Origin of the sequence: Streptomyces sp. DT224, assembly GCF_049844595.1 — a bacterium.
In the GTDB taxonomy this organism is placed as follows: domain Bacteria; phylum Actinomycetota; class Actinomycetes; order Streptomycetales; family Streptomycetaceae; genus Streptomyces.
This window is the reverse complement of record NZ_JBNCLI010000011.1, coordinates 210,857-228,466: the sequence shown is the minus strand read 5'-3', so window position 1 is coordinate 228,466 and position 17,610 is coordinate 210,857. Positions and strand designations below refer to the sequence as shown.

Here is a 17,610-nt window from a genome sequence, read left to right as displayed (position 1 = left end):
GAAATGAAAACGCCGCGGGGCCGGACAGGACCCCCCGGCCCGTCCGACCCCGCAGCTTCCCCGTATCCCCGTTGTCCCCCGAGATACCCCCGTATCCCCCGGGCCCCCGTTGTCTCCCCCCGTAACAACACCACCGCGTCCCCCGACGCGGCAGCGCCCCCGTTCCCCCCAGCCTTCAGGCCACCAGCTCGCCGAAGGACTCCTCCTCGTCACGGCCGAAGCTCAGGTCCTCGTCCTCGCGCAGCCGGCGGAGCGACCGCCAGATGCTCGACTTCACCGTGCCGACACTGATGTCGAGGATGGATGCGATCTCGGGGTCCGTACGGCCCTCGTAGTACCGCAGGACGAGCATCGTGCGCTGCAGCTCGGGGAGGCGCGCCAGCGCCTGCCAGAGAACGGCGCGCAGCTCCGTACCGCGCATCGCGTCCGTGTCGCCCGCCGTCTCCGGCAGCTCCTCGGTCGGGTATTCGTTCAGCTTGCGCCTGCGCCAGGCACTGATGTGCAGATTGGTCATCGTGCGGCGCAGATAACCGCCGACAGCGGCCTTGTCGCTGATGCGGTCCCAGGCCCGGTACGTCGAGAAGAGGGCGCTCTGGAGCAGGTCCTCGGCCTCGAACCGGTCACCGGTCAGGTGGTAGGCGGTGGCGTACAGGGAGGCGCGGCGTTCCCGGACGTAGGCCGTGAACGCCGCTTCGGCGTCCCCGGTCCGCTCCGGTGCCATCCGCTCCCCCGAGCCCTCCCCGTACGCGCTTCCCCCGTTACCCGCGTCAACCACCGTCATGAAGGACGTGTGCTGACGCCCGGCGCCTCGAACGCACCCCCGTCCGTTCACCGCGGCGCCGGACTTCTCGGTGTTCCGCCCGACATCGTGGAGACGCGTGACAACTGCGCTTGCGTTGCTGCTGTGAGTTGCGTTCATCTCGCGCCCCCCATCGGTGGAGTCCGTCCGTTCCTTGTGCCAACGAGCTTGCCGGGGCAGTTTCATGGCGCTGTCCGCCGACTGTCACAGGGCTGTCACAGGGCCCGGCGGTGGCACGAATCCGCACTTCCGGATGCATGAGGGGACGTATGGGGCACGCATCGGGAGGGACCAACTGTCGAACTGGGGCGCCCCATGGGTCAGAATGACCCAGTGCCTTTCCTGTTGCTGATCGAGGACGACGACGCCATCCGCACGGCCCTCGAACTCTCGCTGTCACGCCAGGGCCACCGTGTGGCCACCGCGGCGACGGGAGAGGACGGCCTCAACCTGCTGCGCGAGCAGCGCCCCGACCTGGTCGTGCTGGATGTGATGCTGCCCGGGATCGACGGCTTCGAGGTGTGCCGGCGCATCCGCCGCACCGATCAGCTGCCGATCATCCTGCTGACCGCCCGCAGCGACGACATCGACGTCGTGGTGGGTCTGGAGTCCGGCGCCGACGACTACGTGGTCAAGCCCGTGCAGGGCCGGGTGCTCGACGCCCGCATCCGTGCGGTGCTGCGCCGCGGCGAACGGGAGTCGACCGACTCCGCGACGTTCGGGAACGTGGTGATCGACCGCTCCGCCATGACCGTCACCAAGAACGGCGAGGACCTCCAGCTCACGCCGACCGAGCTGCGCCTCCTGCTCGAACTGAGCCGCCGGCCCGGCCAGGCCCTGTCCCGCCAGCAGCTCCTGCGCCTGGTCTGGGAGCACGACTACCTGGGCGACTCCCGCCTGGTGGACGCCTGTGTCCAGCGGCTGCGCGCCAAGGTGGAGGACGTGCCGTCGTCGCCGACCCTGATCCGTACGGTGCGGGGCGTGGGTTACCGGCTGGACTCGCCGCAGTGAGCACGGCTGTGCGGCGGGGCCTGCGCGCCGGGCTCCGCTGGACCAGCCTGCGACTGCGGCTCGTCATCGTCTTCGGCCTCGTCGCGCTGACCGCCGCCGTTTCGGCCTCCGGCATCGCGTACTGGCTGAACCGCGAGGCCGTGCTGACGCGTACGCAGGACGCGGCGCTCGGGGACTTCCGCCAGGAGATGCAGTCCCGGGCGGCCTCGCTGCCGCTGCGCCCCACCAAGGAGGACCTGCAGACGGCCGCCGTGCAGATGGCGAGCAGCAGCCCCGGCTACAGCGTCCTCCTGATCGACGAACGCGATCCGGGCAAGCCCATCGTCGGCAACAGCGACCTGGACACCTTCACCCGCGACAACGTACCGCTCTCGTTGCAGGAGCAGGTGGACCGCAAGCAGCCGGTCAAGGCGGGCAACACATACGAGTACCACCTGTTCTGGCAGCGCACCTCGATACGCGGCACGCCGTATCTCGTCGCCGGTACGAAGATCATCGGCGGCGGGCCGACCGGCTACATGCTGAAGTCGCTCGACCAGGAGCGGCAGGACCTCAGCTCGCTCGCCTGGTCGCTGGGGATCGCCACGGCGCTCGCCCTGGTCGGCTCGGCGCTGCTCGCGCAGGCGGCGGCGACGACCGTACTGCGGCCGGTGCAGCGGCTCGGGGACGCGGCCCGCAAGCTCGGCGAGGGCAAGCTCGACACCCGGCTCGTGGTGTCCGGCACCGATGAACTGGCCGACCTGTCGCGCACGTTCAACCGGACCGCCAGCTCGCTGGAGAAGAAGGTCGCGGACATGAGCGCCCGCGAGGAGGCCAGCCGCCGCTTCGTCGCCGACATGTCGCACGAGCTGCGTACGCCGCTGACGGCGCTCACCGCGGTCACGGAGGTGCTGGAGGACGAGGCCGACAGCCTGGACCCGATGATCGCCCCCGCGGTGAACCTGGTGGTCAGCGAGACCCGCCGGCTGAACAGCCTGGTGGAGAACCTGATGGAGGTGACCCGCTTCGACGCGGGCACCGCCCGCCTGGTCCTGGACGACGTGGACGTCGCCGACCAGGTGACCGCCTGCATCGACGCCCGCGCCTGGCTGGACGCGGTCGACCTGGACGCCGAGCGCGGCATGATGGTCCGCCTCGACCCGCGCCGGCTCGACGTGATCCTGGCGAACCTGATCGGCAACGCGCTCAAGCACGGCGGTTCGCCGGTACGGGTCACGGTGCGGATCGAGGGCGAGGAGCTGGTGATCGAGGTCCGGGACCACGGCCCCGGCATCCCCGAGGACGTCCTGCCGCACGTCTTCGACCGGTTCTACAAGGCGAGCGCCTCCAGGCCGCGTTCGGACGGCAGCGGGCTCGGCCTCTCCATCGCCATGGAGAACGCGCACATCCACAACGGCGACATCACCGCCCGCAACTCCCCCGACGGGGACGGCGCGATCTTCGTGCTGCGCCTGCCACGCGACCCCGGGGCGGCGAGCCGTACCGCCGGGGATCACGACGCACCGATACCGGACCACCAGGAGGACGACGCGACGTGAGGCGCAGCGAACGCCGGGGACACCGAACCGCCCCCGCCCTGGCAGGTGCCGCACTCTGTGCCGTACTGGCGGCGGGCTGCGGCATCCGTACGACGTCGGTGCCGGTGGACGCGGGCGCCGCCCCGTCCCGGGTGCCGTGCGCGATGCCCGCCGAGGACGCCGCGGCCCAGGCCCGGAGCGGGATCCCCGTGCAGGTGTATCTGGTCTGCGCCTCGCAGCTGGTGACGGTGGACCGGGCGGTGCGGGTGCAAGGGGCCGGGTCGGACCGGCCGGCGGTCGCCACGGAACTGCTGGACGAGCTGCGCAGGCAGCCCGCGGCGGACGAGCGGCAGGCGGGTTTCTCCACCGCCGTGCCCAGGACGCTCCGCGTCTTCGGCCCGCGCCCGGGCGACGCGAAGGACGCGCTGCGGCTCAACGAGCAGCCGGAGGACCTGTCGGCCGAGGCCCTGGCCCAGGTCGTCTGCACCTTCGCGGACAGCGAGTCCCTGGCGCCCGGAGACACGGTGACGCTGGGCGGCCCGGGCGACTACCCGGCCCGGGGCTACCTGTGCACGGCGGAGACGAAGGCCAGTCCGAAGGCGGTGCCGAGCACGGTGGGGGTGCCGTAGGAGCCCCGGCGGCCCGTCGTGAGGCAGGTCTCCCCCGGCACTGCGGAACCGATCCTGCCGCCGCCCGCGTCTAGGGCTTCGTGCGTCAAGGTACGGACGGCCGGGCCGTCATCCGCTTCCGCGCGGCCGGGGTGTCGCTCCTCCTCGCGCATCTGCTGCTCGTCGGGTGGCTCACCCTGCGTCCGCTGGACGTGCCGTGGATGGACGCCCCCAACCTCTCGCCGTTCGCCGGCATCAGGGCCGATCTGTCGCTCGGCCCCGCCACCGCGTTCCGCCGGATCGGCGGCGGGCTTCTGCTGCTGGCGCCGCTGGGCGTGCTGCTCCCGATGGCCGGGGGCCGGCTGTACGTGTCCCCGTGGCTCTCGCTGGCCCGTACGGTCGCGGCCGGCTCGCTGATCTCGCTGGCGATCGAGCTGGGGCAGACCGGGGTGCCCGGCCAGGTGGTGGACGTGGATTCGCTGTTCCTGAACACGGCGGGCGTCGCCCTCGCCCACGCCCTGGTGGTTCCCGCGTGCCGGGCGCGCCTGCGACGGCGCGGCGGACCGGAGCCGCGGCTGGTGTCGCGGATGGCGTCGCGGAGCGGGCACGAGGCGCCTCAGGGTTCGACCCCGACGATTTCCGGGGTCGGGATGGCCCCGTAGAGCGACGCTTCGTCCGGTTCGCCGCGCGACGATGGAGGCATCGGGAGCACAACGGACTGCTCCCCGCAACGGTTCGCGAAGGAGCCCACCATGGCCGCACTTGCCCGCCCCCGTGACGGACGCGTGATCGGCGGAGTGTGCGCAGCGCTGGCGCGGCGTTTCGGCACGTCGGCGAGGACCATGCGCATCATCTTCCTGGTCTCGTGCCTGCTGCCGGGCCCGCAGTTCCTCCTCTACCTGGCGCTGTGGCTGCTGCTGCCGCAGGAGAGGCCGTCGTCCTCGGCGGCCTGGTAGCCGTCCCCGTGCACACGCCTGTGGGCGGGCACCCGGTCGGGGTGCCCGCCCACAGGCGTGTTCCGGCTTCGGCTCAGCGGCCGAGCGGCAGACCGTTGGCGGACAGGCCGCTGGTGGTCACACCGCCGGCCGGCATGCCGCCGAGGAGGCCCTTGACGGGGGTGGCGGCGTCGCCGAGGACCTTGGTCTGGCTGGTGCCGAGGAGCTGGTCGGCGGTGTCCTGGACCGGCAGCGTCGAGGTGGCGTCGGCCACGGCACCGGCGACGGGCAGGATGCTGGTCGCGGTCTCCAGCGGCAGCGCGGAGGCGGACGCTGTTCCTGCGGCGGCAGCGGCGAAAGCGGCACCGAGAGCGGCGACGCCGAGAGTCCTGGCGGCAGACTGCTTCATATGACATTCATCCTTGGGGAAGGGGATGTGAGCGGCTATGCAACGTAGTCAGCCGCAGCCCCGGTCCGCAAACATCCACCGCCACGGAAAACGGCCGGGAAAACCTTTCCCCGGCCGCTTCCCCGTATGCCTCCGTCAGCCGGCCAACGAGGAAGACACGCTGGTCGCAGCGGTCTGCTCGAAAAGCCATTCGGACTTCAGCTCGGCATATCCGGGCTTGATGACGTCATTGATCATCGCCAGACGTTCATCGAAAGGAATGAACGCCGACTTCATTCCGTTGACGGTGAACCATTGCATGTCGTCGAGCGTGTATCCGAAAGCCTCGGTCAGCTTCTCGAATTCCTGGCTCATGCTGGTGCCGCTCATCAGCCGGTTGTCCGTGTTGACGGTGGCCCGGAAGTGCAGCTTGCGGAGCAGCCCGATGGGGTGCTCCGCGTACGAGGACGCGGCACCGGTCTGGAGGTTGGACGTCGGGCACATCTCCAGCGGGATGCGCTTGTCCCGTACGTAGGAGGCGAGCCGGCCCAGCTTCACGGAGCCGTCATCGGCGACCTCGATGTCGTCGATGATGCGGACGCCGTGCCCGAGCCGGTCGGCGCCGCACCACTGGATGGCCTGCCAGATGGACGGCAGCCCGAACGCCTCGCCCGCGTGGATCGTGAAGTGGTTGTTCTCGCGCTTGAGGTACTCGAACGCGTCCAGGTGCCGGGTGGGCGGGAACCCGGCCTCGGCGCCCGCGATGTCGAAGCCGACGACGCCCTGGTCCCGGTAGCGGTTGGCGAGTTCGGCGATCTCCAGCGAGCGCGCGGCGTGCCGCATGGCGGTGAGCAGGGCACCGACGCGGATGCGGTTGCCGTCCTGCCGGGCCCGCCGCTCGCCCTCGCGGAAGCCTTCGTTGACGGCCTCGACCACCTCTTCGAGGGTCAGCCCGGCCTCCAGGTGCTGCTCGGGGGCGTACCGCACCTCGGCGTAGACGACGCCGTCGGCGGCCAGGTCCTCGGCGCACTCGGCGGCGACCCGGACCAGCGCGTCACGGGTCTGCATGACCGCGCAGGTGTGCGCGAACGTCTCCAGATACCGCTCCAGCGAACCGGAATCCGCGGCCTCCCGGAACCAGATGCCGAGTTTGTCGGGCTCGGTCTCGGGAAGCGCGTCGTAGCCGGTCGCCGCCGCCAGATCGACGATCGTTCCGGGGCGCAGACCGCCGTCGAGGTGGTCGTGCAGAAGGACCTTGGGGGCGCGCCGGATCTGGTCCGGGCCGGGCACGTGAAGGGTCGGGCTCATCATCCAGGCACTGTAGCGCCTACGCGCGTAGAGCGGGCTTGTCGTCGCATAACGGTACGGTCGAACCCTCCCGCGCCCCGCTGCGTAACAGACCCCGCGAACAGGGGTGGCGCACGCACGCCCGTCTGACACTGTGTACGCCATGGCACAGCGCGCACTCCCCCAGCCGGCGGCACGGCTGGGACGGGCCGTCGGAGCGGCGGCCGGAGCATCAACGGTCGGCGGCGTGGTCCTGCTGCTCCCGGACGGCGAGCCCCACTCGCACCGCCGCCCCTCCTCCCTCTCCCACGCCCGACTGCTCCCGCTGGCCCGCGCCCTGGCCCACGCGGGCCGCGCCGACGGCCTCACCGCCCATGTGGTGCGTTACCGCTGCCGCGGCTGGAACGAGGACGACGCCCACCTCGCGGCGGACGCCGAATGGGCGGTGGACGAGGCCGTACGCCGCTACGGCGACGTCCCCCTCTGCCTGGCCGGCCACGGCATGGGCGCCAGGGCGGCGCTCCGCGCGGGCGGACACCCCGCGGTCGGCGCGGTCCTGGCCATGGCCCCCTGGCTCCCCGGCGACCCGTCCGCCGCCCCCGAACCGGTCAAACACCTGGTCGGCCGCCCGGTCCTGCTGGTCCACGGCACCAACGACACCCGCTGCGCCCCGGACCTCTCCTTCCGCCTCGCCGAACGCGCCAAGAAGGCCAACCGCGACACCTGCCGCTTCGAGGTCCACTCGGACGGCCACGCGCTGCGCCAACACCGGTCGGAGGTCGCCGCCCTGGCCGCCGACTTCGTCCGCGGCACGCTGTTCGGCCACGCGTACGCCCGCCCGGTGACGGACGCGCTGGCGGCCCCGCCGCCGCTGGGACTGCGGATGCCGTTGGCGGTGGGGTTCGGGGAGTCGTTGGTGGTGGGGTGAGACCGGCCCCGGGGGGGGCGGTGTCCTTGCGGCGCCGGCCGGGGGCAGGCTGCGGCACGCCCACCGAAGGACCTGCTCCCCGCACGCGGGGAGCAGGCCACCCGCAGCGCGGCCCCGGCGGGACGGGTGGGACCATCCCCGCACGCGCGGGGAGCAGATCCGGACGCCCTCTCCGTCCTGGTACAGGGCGGGACCATCCCCGCACGCGCGGGGAGCAGACTGCTCATCCCCGACCGAACCGACGCCTCTTCGCCGCCCTGCTCCAGCCTGCCTTCGGGCCCTCGGAGGGCTTCGGGAGCTTGGGCGCTGCTTCGTTCGGGCGGTGGATCAGGGTCAGGCCCTCGTGGTCGGTCGGGTGCCACTTGTGGTCGTGGGTGCGGAAAGTGAAGCCCTGTTCGCTGTCGGCGGTGTGGACCAGCAGGGCGCGGCCCTGGTTCGCGTACTCCTGGACCTCCGCCCAGAGCACGTCGCGGATCCTCGCCGACGGGTTGCCGATGAAGACGCCCGCCGAGATCTCCAGCAGCCAGCGTGTGAGGAAGCCCCGGAGGCCGACCGGGCAGTTGGTGAGCACGATCACTGTCACCAGAGCATCTCCTCGGCCTCGTGGGTGTCCGACCCGCCGTAGTTCCGGCCGGCGGCGACCTCCTCGCCGCCGTCGCTCTGAAGGGTGACCACGTCCCGTTCGACGGTGGGGGCGGCCGCGCCCAGCAGGCCCTTGATGTCGTCCACGCACCGGTCCAGCAGCGAGGTCTCGTTGATGCGGTCGCGCAGGGCCCGCCGGGTCCGGGATGCCACGTCCTCCTCGCTCTCCGCTGCCACGTCGAAGGCGAGCGGGATGCCGAGCTCCGTCTTGTACAGGTCGGCTATGTCCAGGACGAATGAGAGTTCGTGGCCGGAGTGGACGAAGCCCAGGGCCGGGCTGCAGCAGAGGGAGGAGACGACCGCGTGGGCCACTCCGTACATGCACTGGGCCGCGGCGGTGATCGCCTGGTTGACCGCGTCGCCGGCTGTGAAGTCGCCGGGGACGTACGTGCGGCCCCTCCAGCGGATACCCGTCCGGGCCGCTTCGGCCCGGTAGCAGTCCTTGACCCGGCGGCCCTCCCGGCCGAGGAGCCCCTTACGGGTGAGCCCGTTGGGATCCTCGTCGGGAAAGCGCAGCCGGTACATCGCACGGGCCACGGACAGACGGCTCCGGGGATTGGCCCACTGGACCGCCTGCGCCTCGGCGAGCGCGGACGAGCGGGTCAGCGCCCGCCCGCCCGCGTAGTACCGCACGCCCTGCTCCCCGACCCAGGCCACAGCCGCTCCGGTCTCGCCCAGGACGCTCATCGCCTGGTGGGTGATCCGGGTGCCGGGCCCCAGGAGCAGGGTGCCGATCGTCGCGGAAGGAATGTGCGTCGTACCCTCCGCGTCCTCAGCGGTGATCGCGTTGGCGTCCCGGTGCACCACGCAGCGCTCCAGGTAGATGAAGGACAGCCGTTCGCCGGTACGGGTGAGGTGGCGAGGGGTGAGGGCGGCACGCTGGGAGACCGTGGCCATCGGATCATTCCGTTCCGGTGAGCGGCGCCAGCGTCAGGAGGCCGCAGCCGTATGCCTTCGCCTTGCCGATGCCCTGCATGAGGGCCCGCCGGAACACGGCCGGGTCCGTCACTTCCAGGTGACCGTCGAATGTCACCGTCACGATGCTGACGCGTCCGGCCCGCTTCCCCTCACCTCGTCCCTTGTCGAAGGCGAGCCCGCGACGGTCGCCGACCGTCAACCGGTATCGGTCGCCGTGGTGGTCGTGACCACGGCGCGTGGTCCCGGCCGGCAGCAGACGTTCGCTCTGCGGCTTTTCGACGACATGGAAACCGCAGCGCTCCTGGCGGTCGAGGAGCCACCCCATCTGGTGAACAGGGGTGAGGTGGGCGGTGCGCTTACGGGGCTCGTCCGGCTTCCGCCGTATGTCGTGGACAGGGTTGGCGGTCAACCGGAACGCCCACTTCTGTCCCTTGGCCAGGCGGTCGAGGAACGGAGCGTACGGCCGGGTCTGCCAGCCCGGGGACTGCGCGTCGGCGACCGCAGGCCAGCCCGCCTGCTCCACCAGGTGGGTCAGATCGGGCCTGTCGGGGCTGACCACGTACAGCAGGACCTCGGCCCGTGCGTTCTGGTCGAGGCGCCACAGCACCCGGGGGCCGTCGTCGGCGACAGCCGCCTTTGTGGGCAGGAGTCCGGGAAACGACGCCATGACGGCCGCGTGCAGCACCTGCGGGGAGGAGAGCAGACGGCGTGCGCCCGTGCGGGCGGTGTTCATGCGGAAGCGGGTCAGGAACATCAGACGCTCTCCTCCAGGGCGTCGAACGGCTCGTGCCGGGGCCGTACGGCCTGTCGGGGCGCGGCGTCCGGGTTGGGGACGGTCACCGTCCTGCTGACCACCGTGCGCAAGGCATGCCGTCGTTGCTCGGCGGAGAAGCTGAGCGGTTGGTCGCGCTGGTAGTCCGCGTCGCCCTCCTGCTCGTCGGCCTCGCGGAGCACGGTCAGGGTCACGGCGGCCTCGGCCCTGTGCCGACGGCGGTACCAAGCGGACGCCTGCCAGGGCTCGTCCGCAAGCGCCTGGTGAAGCGAGTCCCCGTCGCGTACCCCCAGCTCCACCGGCTGTGCGGGCGGGCAGGAGCGGCGGCCTAGGAACGGCGGATACGCCGGAGCCCGCAAGGACGTGTGCAGGTGGGTGAGCAGGCCGGTCTCGCCTGCCACTGCCGCCACGAACACCGCGTCGGCCAGGTAGAAGCGTTCGGACAGCGGCATGGAGGCGCCGGTGACCCCGTGGTGCGCGGTCTGGAAGTCCCTTACCCGGCTTCCCGGTTGGTCGATCCGCACGCCGAACCTCAGGCCGGCCAGAGCGGCCAGCGCCTCGTCGTCGCCTCTCTCGATGCCTGCCGCCGCCGCAAGGAGACCTATCACTCCGCTCTTCGTGGGCGCCGATTCCGTGGTGCGACGAGTGAAGCGGGCGGACGAACCCCAGGACTGCAACGGGCCCGCCAGCCTCATGGTCAGCACGCTCATTCCGGCTTCTCCAGGCGTTCGGCGACAGCCTGCCCCACCGAGGCGACGAGTTCGCCGAGATTCGAGGACTCCGTGCCGATCTCGGCGAGCTTCCGGGTGTTCGGGCCGACGCGGAGCACCCACGTGAGGGTGGACCCCTCGTCGCCGTACGCCCGCTCGACGTCCGGGATGTACTCCGCGAGGCGTGCGCACGCCTCGGACATGTGGCCGCCGAGGTCTCCTCGTACCGGCTCCTCGAACGCCGCGACGAAGCTGATGGGACGCGTGGTGCGGAGCTTGACGACGACGGCGTCGGGCAGCGTGTGATGGCCGAAGGTGTTGATCTTCCCGGTCGGCAGGGACTCGACGAAGCCCTGGACGAACGCCTCGGCGGCCCGGCGCACCGGAGCGACCTTGGACTCGTCGTCCCGCAGCCCCTCCCCCAGGTTGGCCGCCAGCTGATGGACGCCGAGAGCCGCGTAGCGGTAGAGCGTCGCGGAGTTGAAGTCGACGGTGCCGATCATTCCGGCCCCCGGCTCGGAGTCCTTGTTGTGGTCGTCGACGGCCGTGTAGTAGTCGGACTCGTTGTCCACTCGGTGGACGCTGATGGCGTGGGCGACCTGCACCGCCGCGTCCACGTTGAAGTCGGCGGAATCCGCGACCATGCGTCCGAACAGCGCGATGTCGACCGAGTGCCGGGTGTCCGCGATCTGCTTCACCCGGGCCTTGTTGTCCTTGTCCTTCAGGAACTTCGCGATGTCGGCAGCGCCCTCGACGGCGAACCGGGCCAGCCCGTCGAGCTGCCGGGCGCTGAGGAAGACCAGGTACTTGGCCTGGGGTGCCGCCTCCTGCGTCTCTTCCTCCGCTTCGCCCTCTGCGGCCGACTTCTTCGCGGAGCTCTTGCGCTTGGGCACCTCGATCTTCAACCCCGTGGCCGCGATGACCTCGGCCGCCAACTCCATGGCTTCGGGCCCGGCGATGGTCTCGTCGTGGTCGTGGATGCGGTCGGCCAGCACTTCGACGACCTTCTTGGTCCGCACGCCCAACTCACTCGGATCGAGGAGGTTCTCGGCCGCGAAGTAGTCCCGGGTGGCCTTCTTCCACGCCTGGCTGGAGACCCGGGCGCGGGGCACTCCCCCGTATACCGACGACTTCGGGGAACCGGTGTCATCACGGTTCACATTGCTCGGTGGAACGGTCTGCAGCGCGTGCACATCGAGGTAGAAACGGTTCACGAGGCGTCCTTGTCGTACTGGCTGGTGTGTGGGTGCTGCCGCGTTCGGCGGAACACCATTGGCTCCGGGGTTGCTTGAGGGCAGCTTCTTGTCATGCGTCCGCCGACACGTCGCCGCCCGGCTGCCCCGGCTGCCCCGGCTGCCCCGGCTGCCGGCCATCGCTCGGTTTCTCTCCCTGCCAGGCGTGGAAGGACCGTCCCCACTCCCTGCGCACCCGGTCGGGGCCGTCCGGCCACTGCCACGTGTAGAGCTGCCCGGTGAGCAGCGCGTAGTCGAGGGGGAACTGCTCGCGGCGCAGCAGCAGCACGATGTCCCGCAGACGCTGGGCGAGGACGACCAGGTCGGGCGCCGTACCGGCCCTGACCAGCCGTTTGCGCAGCGAGTCGTCGATCTCGTCCGGCTTCATCATGCGGCGCACGGCGGCACCGACCCCGCGTGGCTTCCCGCGGCCGTCCCGTTCGTGCATGCCCGCGTCGCGGCGGGACTGCTGGTGCAGTGCCCAGAGCGTGAGGGCCGTGTGGAGGGCATTCTCAGCGCGCTCGAGTTCGGGCTCGCTCAGCTCGCGGACGTTGTCGGCGGGGACGTGTAGGGGTGATGTGTCGACGAGATGCCACAGGTCGGGCAGGCGCTCCGGTTTCTGCCCGGCACCTCTGCGCAGCCGTGCGAGAGCTGCGACGGCGCTCGGCTCGTCCGCCAGATATCCGCGTTGGTACGCGGCGATGCGTGTCGCGGCGAGGTCTTCGATCCTCTTGCGGGGAGTCGGCAGAGCGGTGCTGGTGATCGTCGTCATACGTGTTCCTTGGTGGCAAGCGCGGCAGCGGCGGGCGTGGCGGCGTCTTTCCCACCGCCCGTGTCCGTCGGTCGTTCGGATACCCGGGGGTGGCCCAGACAGGTGTCGATGCGGTGGCGGAACCAGTTCTCGGCGAGGCCGGCGTTCAGCCATTCCGTACGGGACTTGACCGTGATGAGTACGCCCTGCCAGGCGGGTTCACCGACCCGGTCGATGAGGCCCTTGCCCAGCCGGGACACGATCTCGTGCACCTGTCTCTGCCATTCGGCCCGTGCCGCGTACGGATCCGCGCTGCCGTCCAGAGCTGCGAGCCAGGTCCGGTAGTGGGCACCCAGCACGTGGAACCCCGCGGCGCGTGCCGTGGCCCGGGGGCCGTCGCTTTCGGTGCCGGCGGCGCGGGCGAGGTTCGTCGCGAGGTCTCCGAGTGCGGTGACGGCCTCCTCGGCGTCCGTGACGGCGCTGATCGCCTGCTCCGCGTACTCGCTCCTGCGCTCGTGGAGCAGGACGACCGCCATGGACACGTGGTCGTCGACGACCTCGTCGATCACCGACTGCTGCGTCCCGTACTGGGCGGCGACGATCCGCGCCCTGACCAGGTAGCTCTCGTCCAGCTCACCACTCGTCACCAGCTGCGCGATCCACTCGAAGAGCCTGGGCGGGAGGTAGTCGGCGGCTTCCGCACCCTGTGCGGGCGCACCCCTGTTGGCGATCAGGGACGCGAGCCCCCGCCATGCCGAACGGGCCGGGTCGTGCTCGCGGGGCATGTAGGCGGTCGCTTCGCCGTGCTTCTTCTCCTGCGTCTTACTGCGCCGCCAGGCGGTCATCGGCTCGCAGCCGTGTTTGTTGCGGGCGGTGAGCGGGTCTCCGTAGCCGAGGACCACACCGTGGACGCCGTCGCCGTCCGCATGCAGCAGGACGCGCCGGGTCTGCCAGGTGTAGAGGTCGCGGACGCCGGTGGGACGGCGTACGGGCTCCGCGCCCGGCCCGCATGCCTGGCGTCGCCAGGCGGGGAGGTCCTCTCCGGCGTCCCAGTCGCTGAGGCCGACCGTGTCCGCGGGCGCCACCATGTTGAGCAGGAGCGTCTCCCGCAGCGTGCTCCCCTCGGCGAAGACACCGCCCAGGTTGCCCGCCCAGCCGACCCCGAGCGGGTAGACCTTGCCCTTCTTGGCCCGGTCGTCACCCACGACACCGCTCTTGATGCCGGACGTGTCGTACGCGTGCGCGTGCACGAGCCAGCGGGCGGCCTCCGCGTACGTCAACCGGTCGACGCCCGGCATACGCGAGCTGAAGAAGGGGTCCCCGTTGGGCACGTCGGCCACGATGCGGTTGAGCGACGCCACCTCGCCCTTCTCCGTGCGCAGCCCGGCCACCTGGAAGAACGGCGTACGGGCGTGCAGGAGGTCGAAGCGGTCGCGATGCTCGTCGAGGTAGTCCCCGAGCGGCGCGAAGCAGTCGTCGTCGGCCCACAGCTCCGCCCAGTGCTCGGTGTCCCGGGGTCCGTCGAGGGCGTCGTGGGCGAAGGCGAGCAGAAGGCGCACGAGTGCGAACTCCTGGGTGGGCAGGTCGCCGACGATGCGTCGCAGCTCGCGCGCCTCGTCGAACACCTGCCGCAGCGACATCTCGTCGTGTTCGCCGTTCAGACGCAGAACCGGAATCCATGGCTCCGATGTGAGGTCGAACGACAGCGCTCGGGCCGCGTTTTCATCTGTCTCAGTCACGGGTCACCTCAAGGCCGTCGCTCTCGCTGTAGCTCAGGGAAAAGCCTGCCAGGTGGGTCTGACAATGCTCGTCGAGCGCGAGGATCAGCTGTCCGGAGAGCCAGTGGCTGTCCTTCACCTGCCAGGCGGGCACGTACAGTTCCTCCAACTCGGCGATGGCTCGCTCCATGACGTCGGCGTACGAGAACTGCATCGGCAGCCTCAGCCCGCAACTCGCCGCCGCCCTCGCCGCCCGCCGGGTCGGCACCTGGTCCAGGGGGAGGTCCAGCCCGCCCAGCGCGTTGCCGTGCCGGTCGGGAGCGAGCCACGGAAGCGTCGTCAGCGTCCCGTCGTCCCTCCGCCGCACCACGACGACCTCCAGGTTCTCCCGGCTGTCGCGGACCTGTGCACGCCCGGCAGGGGTGTCGTCCGTGTCACCCACTCCCGCAGCGACCCAACCGAAGAGCGGCTTGCCGGCCGCGCCCACCTCCCCCAGCCGGAACACGGACGCGCGCTCGGCCTGGTCGGCGCGGTGACCGTCGTGGCGTTCACGCGCATCGGCCAAGGCGTCCGCCCAGCCGGCGGGCTCCTCGGCGTCGTCCGCGTACGCGGCCTGGATCAGAGGGCTGATGTCGTCGGGCAGCCGTACGGGACGGGCCTCCCCCTGCCCGAAGTACGGCAGAAGGGCCGCGGCGGACCGCAGGAGCGCGTACGCCCCATACACGGCGACCGACCCTCGTACGGGCACGGGCACCTCGGCATCCCAGTCGGCGCCCGTGACCAGACAACGGGCACGCCGAAGCCGCTCGGGACGGTCCTGCTGGTCCGCGCCGCGTTGGTGCCGGTGCAGACGGCCCATGCGCTGGAGCAGGAGGTCGACCGGGCAGAGGTCCGTGACGAGCAGGTCGAAGTCGACGTCGAGGGACTGCTCCGCCACCTGACTGGCCACGACGATGTGTGGACCGGACGGACGGCCCTGTGCCGTGCCGGGGGGTCCGAACCTTGTGAGGAGATCCGCGTCCTTGGCGGCCCGGTCGACATCGACGAAGCAGGAGTGCGCGACCGTCACGTTGCCGTCGCCGAACCTGGCCCTGAGCGCCTTCGCGGTCTCCAGCACTCGCTTGACGGTGTTGCGTACGACGAGCGCGCAGCCGCCGCCCTCCAACTCGTCAGCGAGACGCTCGGTGAGGACATCCATGTCGTCGTCGAACGGTTCGAGCACGACGTCCGTGCCACGACCGGAGACGCCGGGGGTGCGCATGACCGGCGAGGCGCCGTGCCTCACGGCGGTCAGCACCGGGTAGGCGGTGGCGTCGGCGACGGCTGCGAACGCCTCCGGCGCGCCGGCCGCTCCCGCGTACGCCTCGACGAGTTCACGCCGCCGACGGGCGGGAAGAGTGGCGGAGAGGACCACTACGGGCACCCCGTACGCACCGAGCCAGGCCAGCACGCGGTCCAGGTAGACGCTCATGTACGTGTCGTACGCGTGCGCCTCGTCGATGACGACGACCTTCCCCGCCACAGCGAGATGACGCATCGCCAAGTGACGGCTCTTGAGGCCGGCGAAGAGGAGCTGGTCGATGGTTCCGGCGACGAAGGACGACAGCATGGCCTTCTTGCGTCCCCGCAGCCAGGCGTGCGCGACGAGTTCCCCGGAAGCGATGCGCGGATTCCGCGGAGCGTCGAGATCGACGGCGACGATCTGCTGGGCGCTGTCGCGCACGAGGTCGGCGAAGCGCTCGTTCAGCGCGGCCTTGGAGTGGGCGAGGAGTACGGAGTGCTGAGCGTCCTTCGTCGAGGGGAGCCGGTCGATCCAGTCCAGCAGGCGGGGGAACATCGCGTTGCCGGTGGCCATGGTGGGAAGGGCGAAGAAGACGCCCCCGGCACCGGAGAGAGCGGCGAAGGTCTCGGCGACGGCGAGCGCGGCCTCGGTCTTGCCCTCGCCCATGGGCGCCTCGATCACCATCAATCCCGGCCCGCCCATGGAACGGGCCAGCTCGACGGCGGCCTCCTGCACCGGCCGGGCCTTCGCCCCGTCGGGCAGGCCGAAGCGGGTGGCGATGAGCTGTTGGGCGTCCTCTGTGGGCTCTTCGGGGGCCCAGGGCGCGGGAAGGTCGAGCCCACGCCAGGCGGCAGCGACTCGCTCCTCACCGCTGCGGGCGGCGTCCTGCGGGAAGTACGGGAAGAGATCGGCGTTGCTGGCGATCCAGTCGGCGACGATCACGAGGGAGGTGAGCAGCACCTGCGCGGTCTGCGGCAGCCGCACGTCCCGCCACGCGTCGAGCCGGTCCCGTACGCGGTACTCCTCCGCACACGCGTCGAGCAGTTCACCCTGTACGCGCTGCCAGGTCTCGCGGCTCGGGCCTGGGCTGCGTAGGAGGTGCCCATGCCTCTGCAGCGCGGCGATCTGCCCGTGCTCGGGCGGTACGCCGTGGTGCCCGCCGACGACGACCGTGAACTGCCCGGCCTGCTTGACCGTCCACCCGTGCCGCTCCCGCAGCCACTCCCCGAGCAGCGCCTGGCCTGCGAGTCCGTGCGGGGCGATCCTGCGGTCCGGGCCGAGGGCCTTGGCGGAGCGCATCTCCAGCCCGGCGTCCCGCATGCGGTCGGCGAGCTGATCGACCTGGCAGGCGAAGGCGGGCGTGGCCTTGCCGATGTCGTGGACCCCGGCTAGCCAGACGGCGATCCGCCGCCCGTCACGCTCCCCTTCGGGGAGTGCCGAGCTGATGAGCGCCCGGATGTTGCGGGGCAACCACGTGTCCCAGAGCAACCCGGCGACCGCCGCGCTGTCCTCCATGTGCCGCCACAACGGCAACCACCCGTCGGTGCCCCGGTCGTGCTTGGCCCACACGGTGCGGGCGGGGGCGGTGAGCCTGGCGCGGAGGCCGGGGCGCCTTGCAGTGGTCATGAAGCATGAATACACGAGGAGGGTGAGACGAGATGTTCATACGATGAAAGTTGCAGAGATTCCGGGGTAGTTGAAGAGAAGACGCCACAGCAGAGTTGGGCCGCACATAAAATGCCCCGGCACCTTGTGCGACTTGGTGAAGAAATGCGAGACGAGGGCCGTTATGCCGGAATCCGCGAAAGTGGTCAGAAACCGCACTCCGGCCGAGTAAAGTCGCAGGTCGCACAGTCTGCTCCCCGCACGCGCGGGGATGGTCCCACCGTCACCCGCTACGGCCCCGACCGCTGCCTCTGCTCCCCGCACGCGCGGGGATGGTCCCAGTTCGACGGCGAGGTCGTCTTCCGACTTGGGCTGCTCCCCGCACGCGCGGGGATGGTCCCATCATCCGGGACATCTGGGCGTACGCGCAGGACTGCTCCCCGCACGCGCGGGGATGGTCCCACCCTCTACGCCATCGCCCCGCTGATGCTGCTCTGCTCCCCGCAC

Annotated in this window: 17 protein-coding genes; 6 read left to right on the top strand and 11 right to left on the bottom strand. The window is 71.0% G+C overall.

Going from position 1 to position 17,610, the window contains the following annotated elements:
• Positions 1 to 175: 175 nt before the first annotated feature.
• Positions 176 to 919 (bottom strand): SigE family RNA polymerase sigma factor, encoded by a 744-nt coding sequence (locus tag ACLQ2N_RS27230; protein WP_425816850.1) that lies wholly within the window; start codon positions 917 to 919, stop codon positions 176 to 178.
• Between the two features lie 213 nt (positions 920 to 1,132).
• On the opposite strand from ACLQ2N_RS27230, the gene afsQ1 reads away from it, so the two are divergent.
• The 5 genes from afsQ1 to ACLQ2N_RS27205 all read left to right on the top strand — a co-directional run bounded on the left by afsQ1 (position 1,133) and on the right by ACLQ2N_RS27205 (position 4,891).
• Positions 1,133 to 1,810, top strand: a complete 678-nt coding sequence (afsQ1, locus tag ACLQ2N_RS27225; protein WP_026171255.1) for a two-component system response regulator AfsQ1 — start codon at positions 1,133 to 1,135, stop codon at positions 1,808 to 1,810.
• Complete coding sequence (locus ACLQ2N_RS27220; protein WP_425816848.1) at positions 1,807 to 3,348, top strand: ATP-binding protein; 1,542 nt, start codon at positions 1,807 to 1,809, stop codon at positions 3,346 to 3,348. Before afsQ1 ends, ACLQ2N_RS27220 begins: the two co-directional genes overlap by 4 nt.
• Entirely contained in the window at positions 3,345 to 3,956 is a 612-nt protein-coding gene (locus tag ACLQ2N_RS27215) for a hypothetical protein (RefSeq protein WP_425816846.1), read from the top strand. The genes ACLQ2N_RS27220 and ACLQ2N_RS27215 overlap by 4 nt, the downstream gene beginning before the upstream one ends.
• Positions 3,957 to 4,036: 80 nt before the next feature.
• A complete protein-coding gene (locus ACLQ2N_RS27210) occupies positions 4,037 to 4,597 on the top strand; it encodes a VanZ family protein (protein WP_425816844.1) in 561 nt (186 codons plus the stop codon).
• A gap of 90 nt (positions 4,598 to 4,687) precedes the next feature.
• Entirely contained in the window at positions 4,688 to 4,891 is a 204-nt protein-coding gene (locus ACLQ2N_RS27205) for a PspC domain-containing protein (RefSeq protein ID WP_425816842.1), read from the top strand.
• 73 nt (positions 4,892 to 4,964) lie between these two features.
• Here the strand turns inward: ACLQ2N_RS27205 and ACLQ2N_RS27200 are convergent, their stop codons facing one another.
• Together ACLQ2N_RS27200 and ACLQ2N_RS27195 are read right to left on the bottom strand one after the other, a co-directional pair.
• The gene (locus ACLQ2N_RS27200; protein ID WP_425816840.1) at positions 4,965 to 5,279 is read right to left on the bottom strand and encodes a hypothetical protein; all 315 of its coding nucleotides are present in this window, start codon (positions 5,277 to 5,279) and stop codon (positions 4,965 to 4,967) included.
• 135 nt (positions 5,280 to 5,414) lie between these two features.
• On the bottom strand, positions 5,415 to 6,569 hold the full coding sequence (locus ACLQ2N_RS27195) for an adenosine deaminase (RefSeq protein WP_425816838.1): 1,155 nt from the start codon (positions 6,567 to 6,569) through the stop codon (positions 5,415 to 5,417).
• 223 nt (positions 6,570 to 6,792) lie between these two features.
• Here ACLQ2N_RS27195 and ACLQ2N_RS27190 point away from each other — a divergent pair, with 223 nt between their 5' ends.
• Positions 6,793 to 7,473, top strand: coding sequence for an alpha/beta hydrolase (locus ACLQ2N_RS27190; protein WP_425817117.1), 681 nt, complete (start codon positions 6,793 to 6,795; stop codon positions 7,471 to 7,473).
• Positions 7,474 to 7,696: 223 nt separating this feature from the next.
• Here the strand turns inward: ACLQ2N_RS27190 and cas2e are convergent, their stop codons facing one another.
• The 8 genes from cas2e to cas3 all read right to left on the bottom strand — a co-directional run bounded on the left by cas2e (position 7,697) and on the right by cas3 (position 17,124).
• Positions 7,697 to 8,056 (bottom strand): type I-E CRISPR-associated endoribonuclease Cas2e, encoded by a 360-nt coding sequence (gene cas2e / locus ACLQ2N_RS27185; protein WP_425816836.1) that lies wholly within the window; start codon positions 8,054 to 8,056, stop codon positions 7,697 to 7,699.
• Positions 8,053 to 9,012, bottom strand: a complete 960-nt coding sequence (gene cas1e, locus ACLQ2N_RS27180; protein ID WP_425816834.1) for a type I-E CRISPR-associated endonuclease Cas1e — start codon at positions 9,010 to 9,012, stop codon at positions 8,053 to 8,055. Before cas1e ends, cas2e begins: the two co-directional genes overlap by 4 nt.
• A gap of 4 nt (positions 9,013 to 9,016) precedes the next feature.
• A complete protein-coding gene (gene cas6e / locus ACLQ2N_RS27175; protein WP_425816832.1) occupies positions 9,017 to 9,787 on the bottom strand; it encodes a type I-E CRISPR-associated protein Cas6/Cse3/CasE in 771 nt (256 codons plus the stop codon).
• Positions 9,787 to 10,515 (bottom strand): type I-E CRISPR-associated protein Cas5/CasD, encoded by a 729-nt coding sequence (gene cas5e, locus ACLQ2N_RS27170; protein ID WP_425816830.1) that lies wholly within the window; start codon positions 10,513 to 10,515, stop codon positions 9,787 to 9,789. The genes cas6e and cas5e overlap by 1 nt, the downstream gene beginning before the upstream one ends.
• Positions 10,512 to 11,729: a type I-E CRISPR-associated protein Cas7/Cse4/CasC gene (gene cas7e, locus ACLQ2N_RS27165; protein WP_425816828.1), complete on the bottom strand. Its 1,218-nt coding sequence runs from the start codon at positions 11,727 to 11,729 to the stop codon at positions 10,512 to 10,514. Before cas7e ends, cas5e begins: the two co-directional genes overlap by 4 nt.
• A 91-nt stretch (positions 11,730 to 11,820) precedes the next feature.
• A complete protein-coding gene (gene casB, locus ACLQ2N_RS27160) occupies positions 11,821 to 12,519 on the bottom strand; it encodes a type I-E CRISPR-associated protein Cse2/CasB (RefSeq protein ID WP_425816826.1) in 699 nt (232 codons plus the stop codon).
• Positions 12,516 to 14,237, bottom strand: coding sequence for a type I-E CRISPR-associated protein Cse1/CasA (gene casA / locus ACLQ2N_RS27155; RefSeq protein ID WP_425816824.1), 1,722 nt, complete (start codon positions 14,235 to 14,237; stop codon positions 12,516 to 12,518). The genes casB and casA overlap by 4 nt, the downstream gene beginning before the upstream one ends.
• Entirely contained in the window at positions 14,230 to 17,124 is a 2,895-nt protein-coding gene (cas3, locus tag ACLQ2N_RS27150) for a CRISPR-associated helicase Cas3' (RefSeq protein ID WP_425816822.1), read from the bottom strand. Before cas3 ends, casA begins: the two co-directional genes overlap by 8 nt.
• Between the last annotated feature and the right edge of the window lie 486 nt (positions 17,125 to 17,610).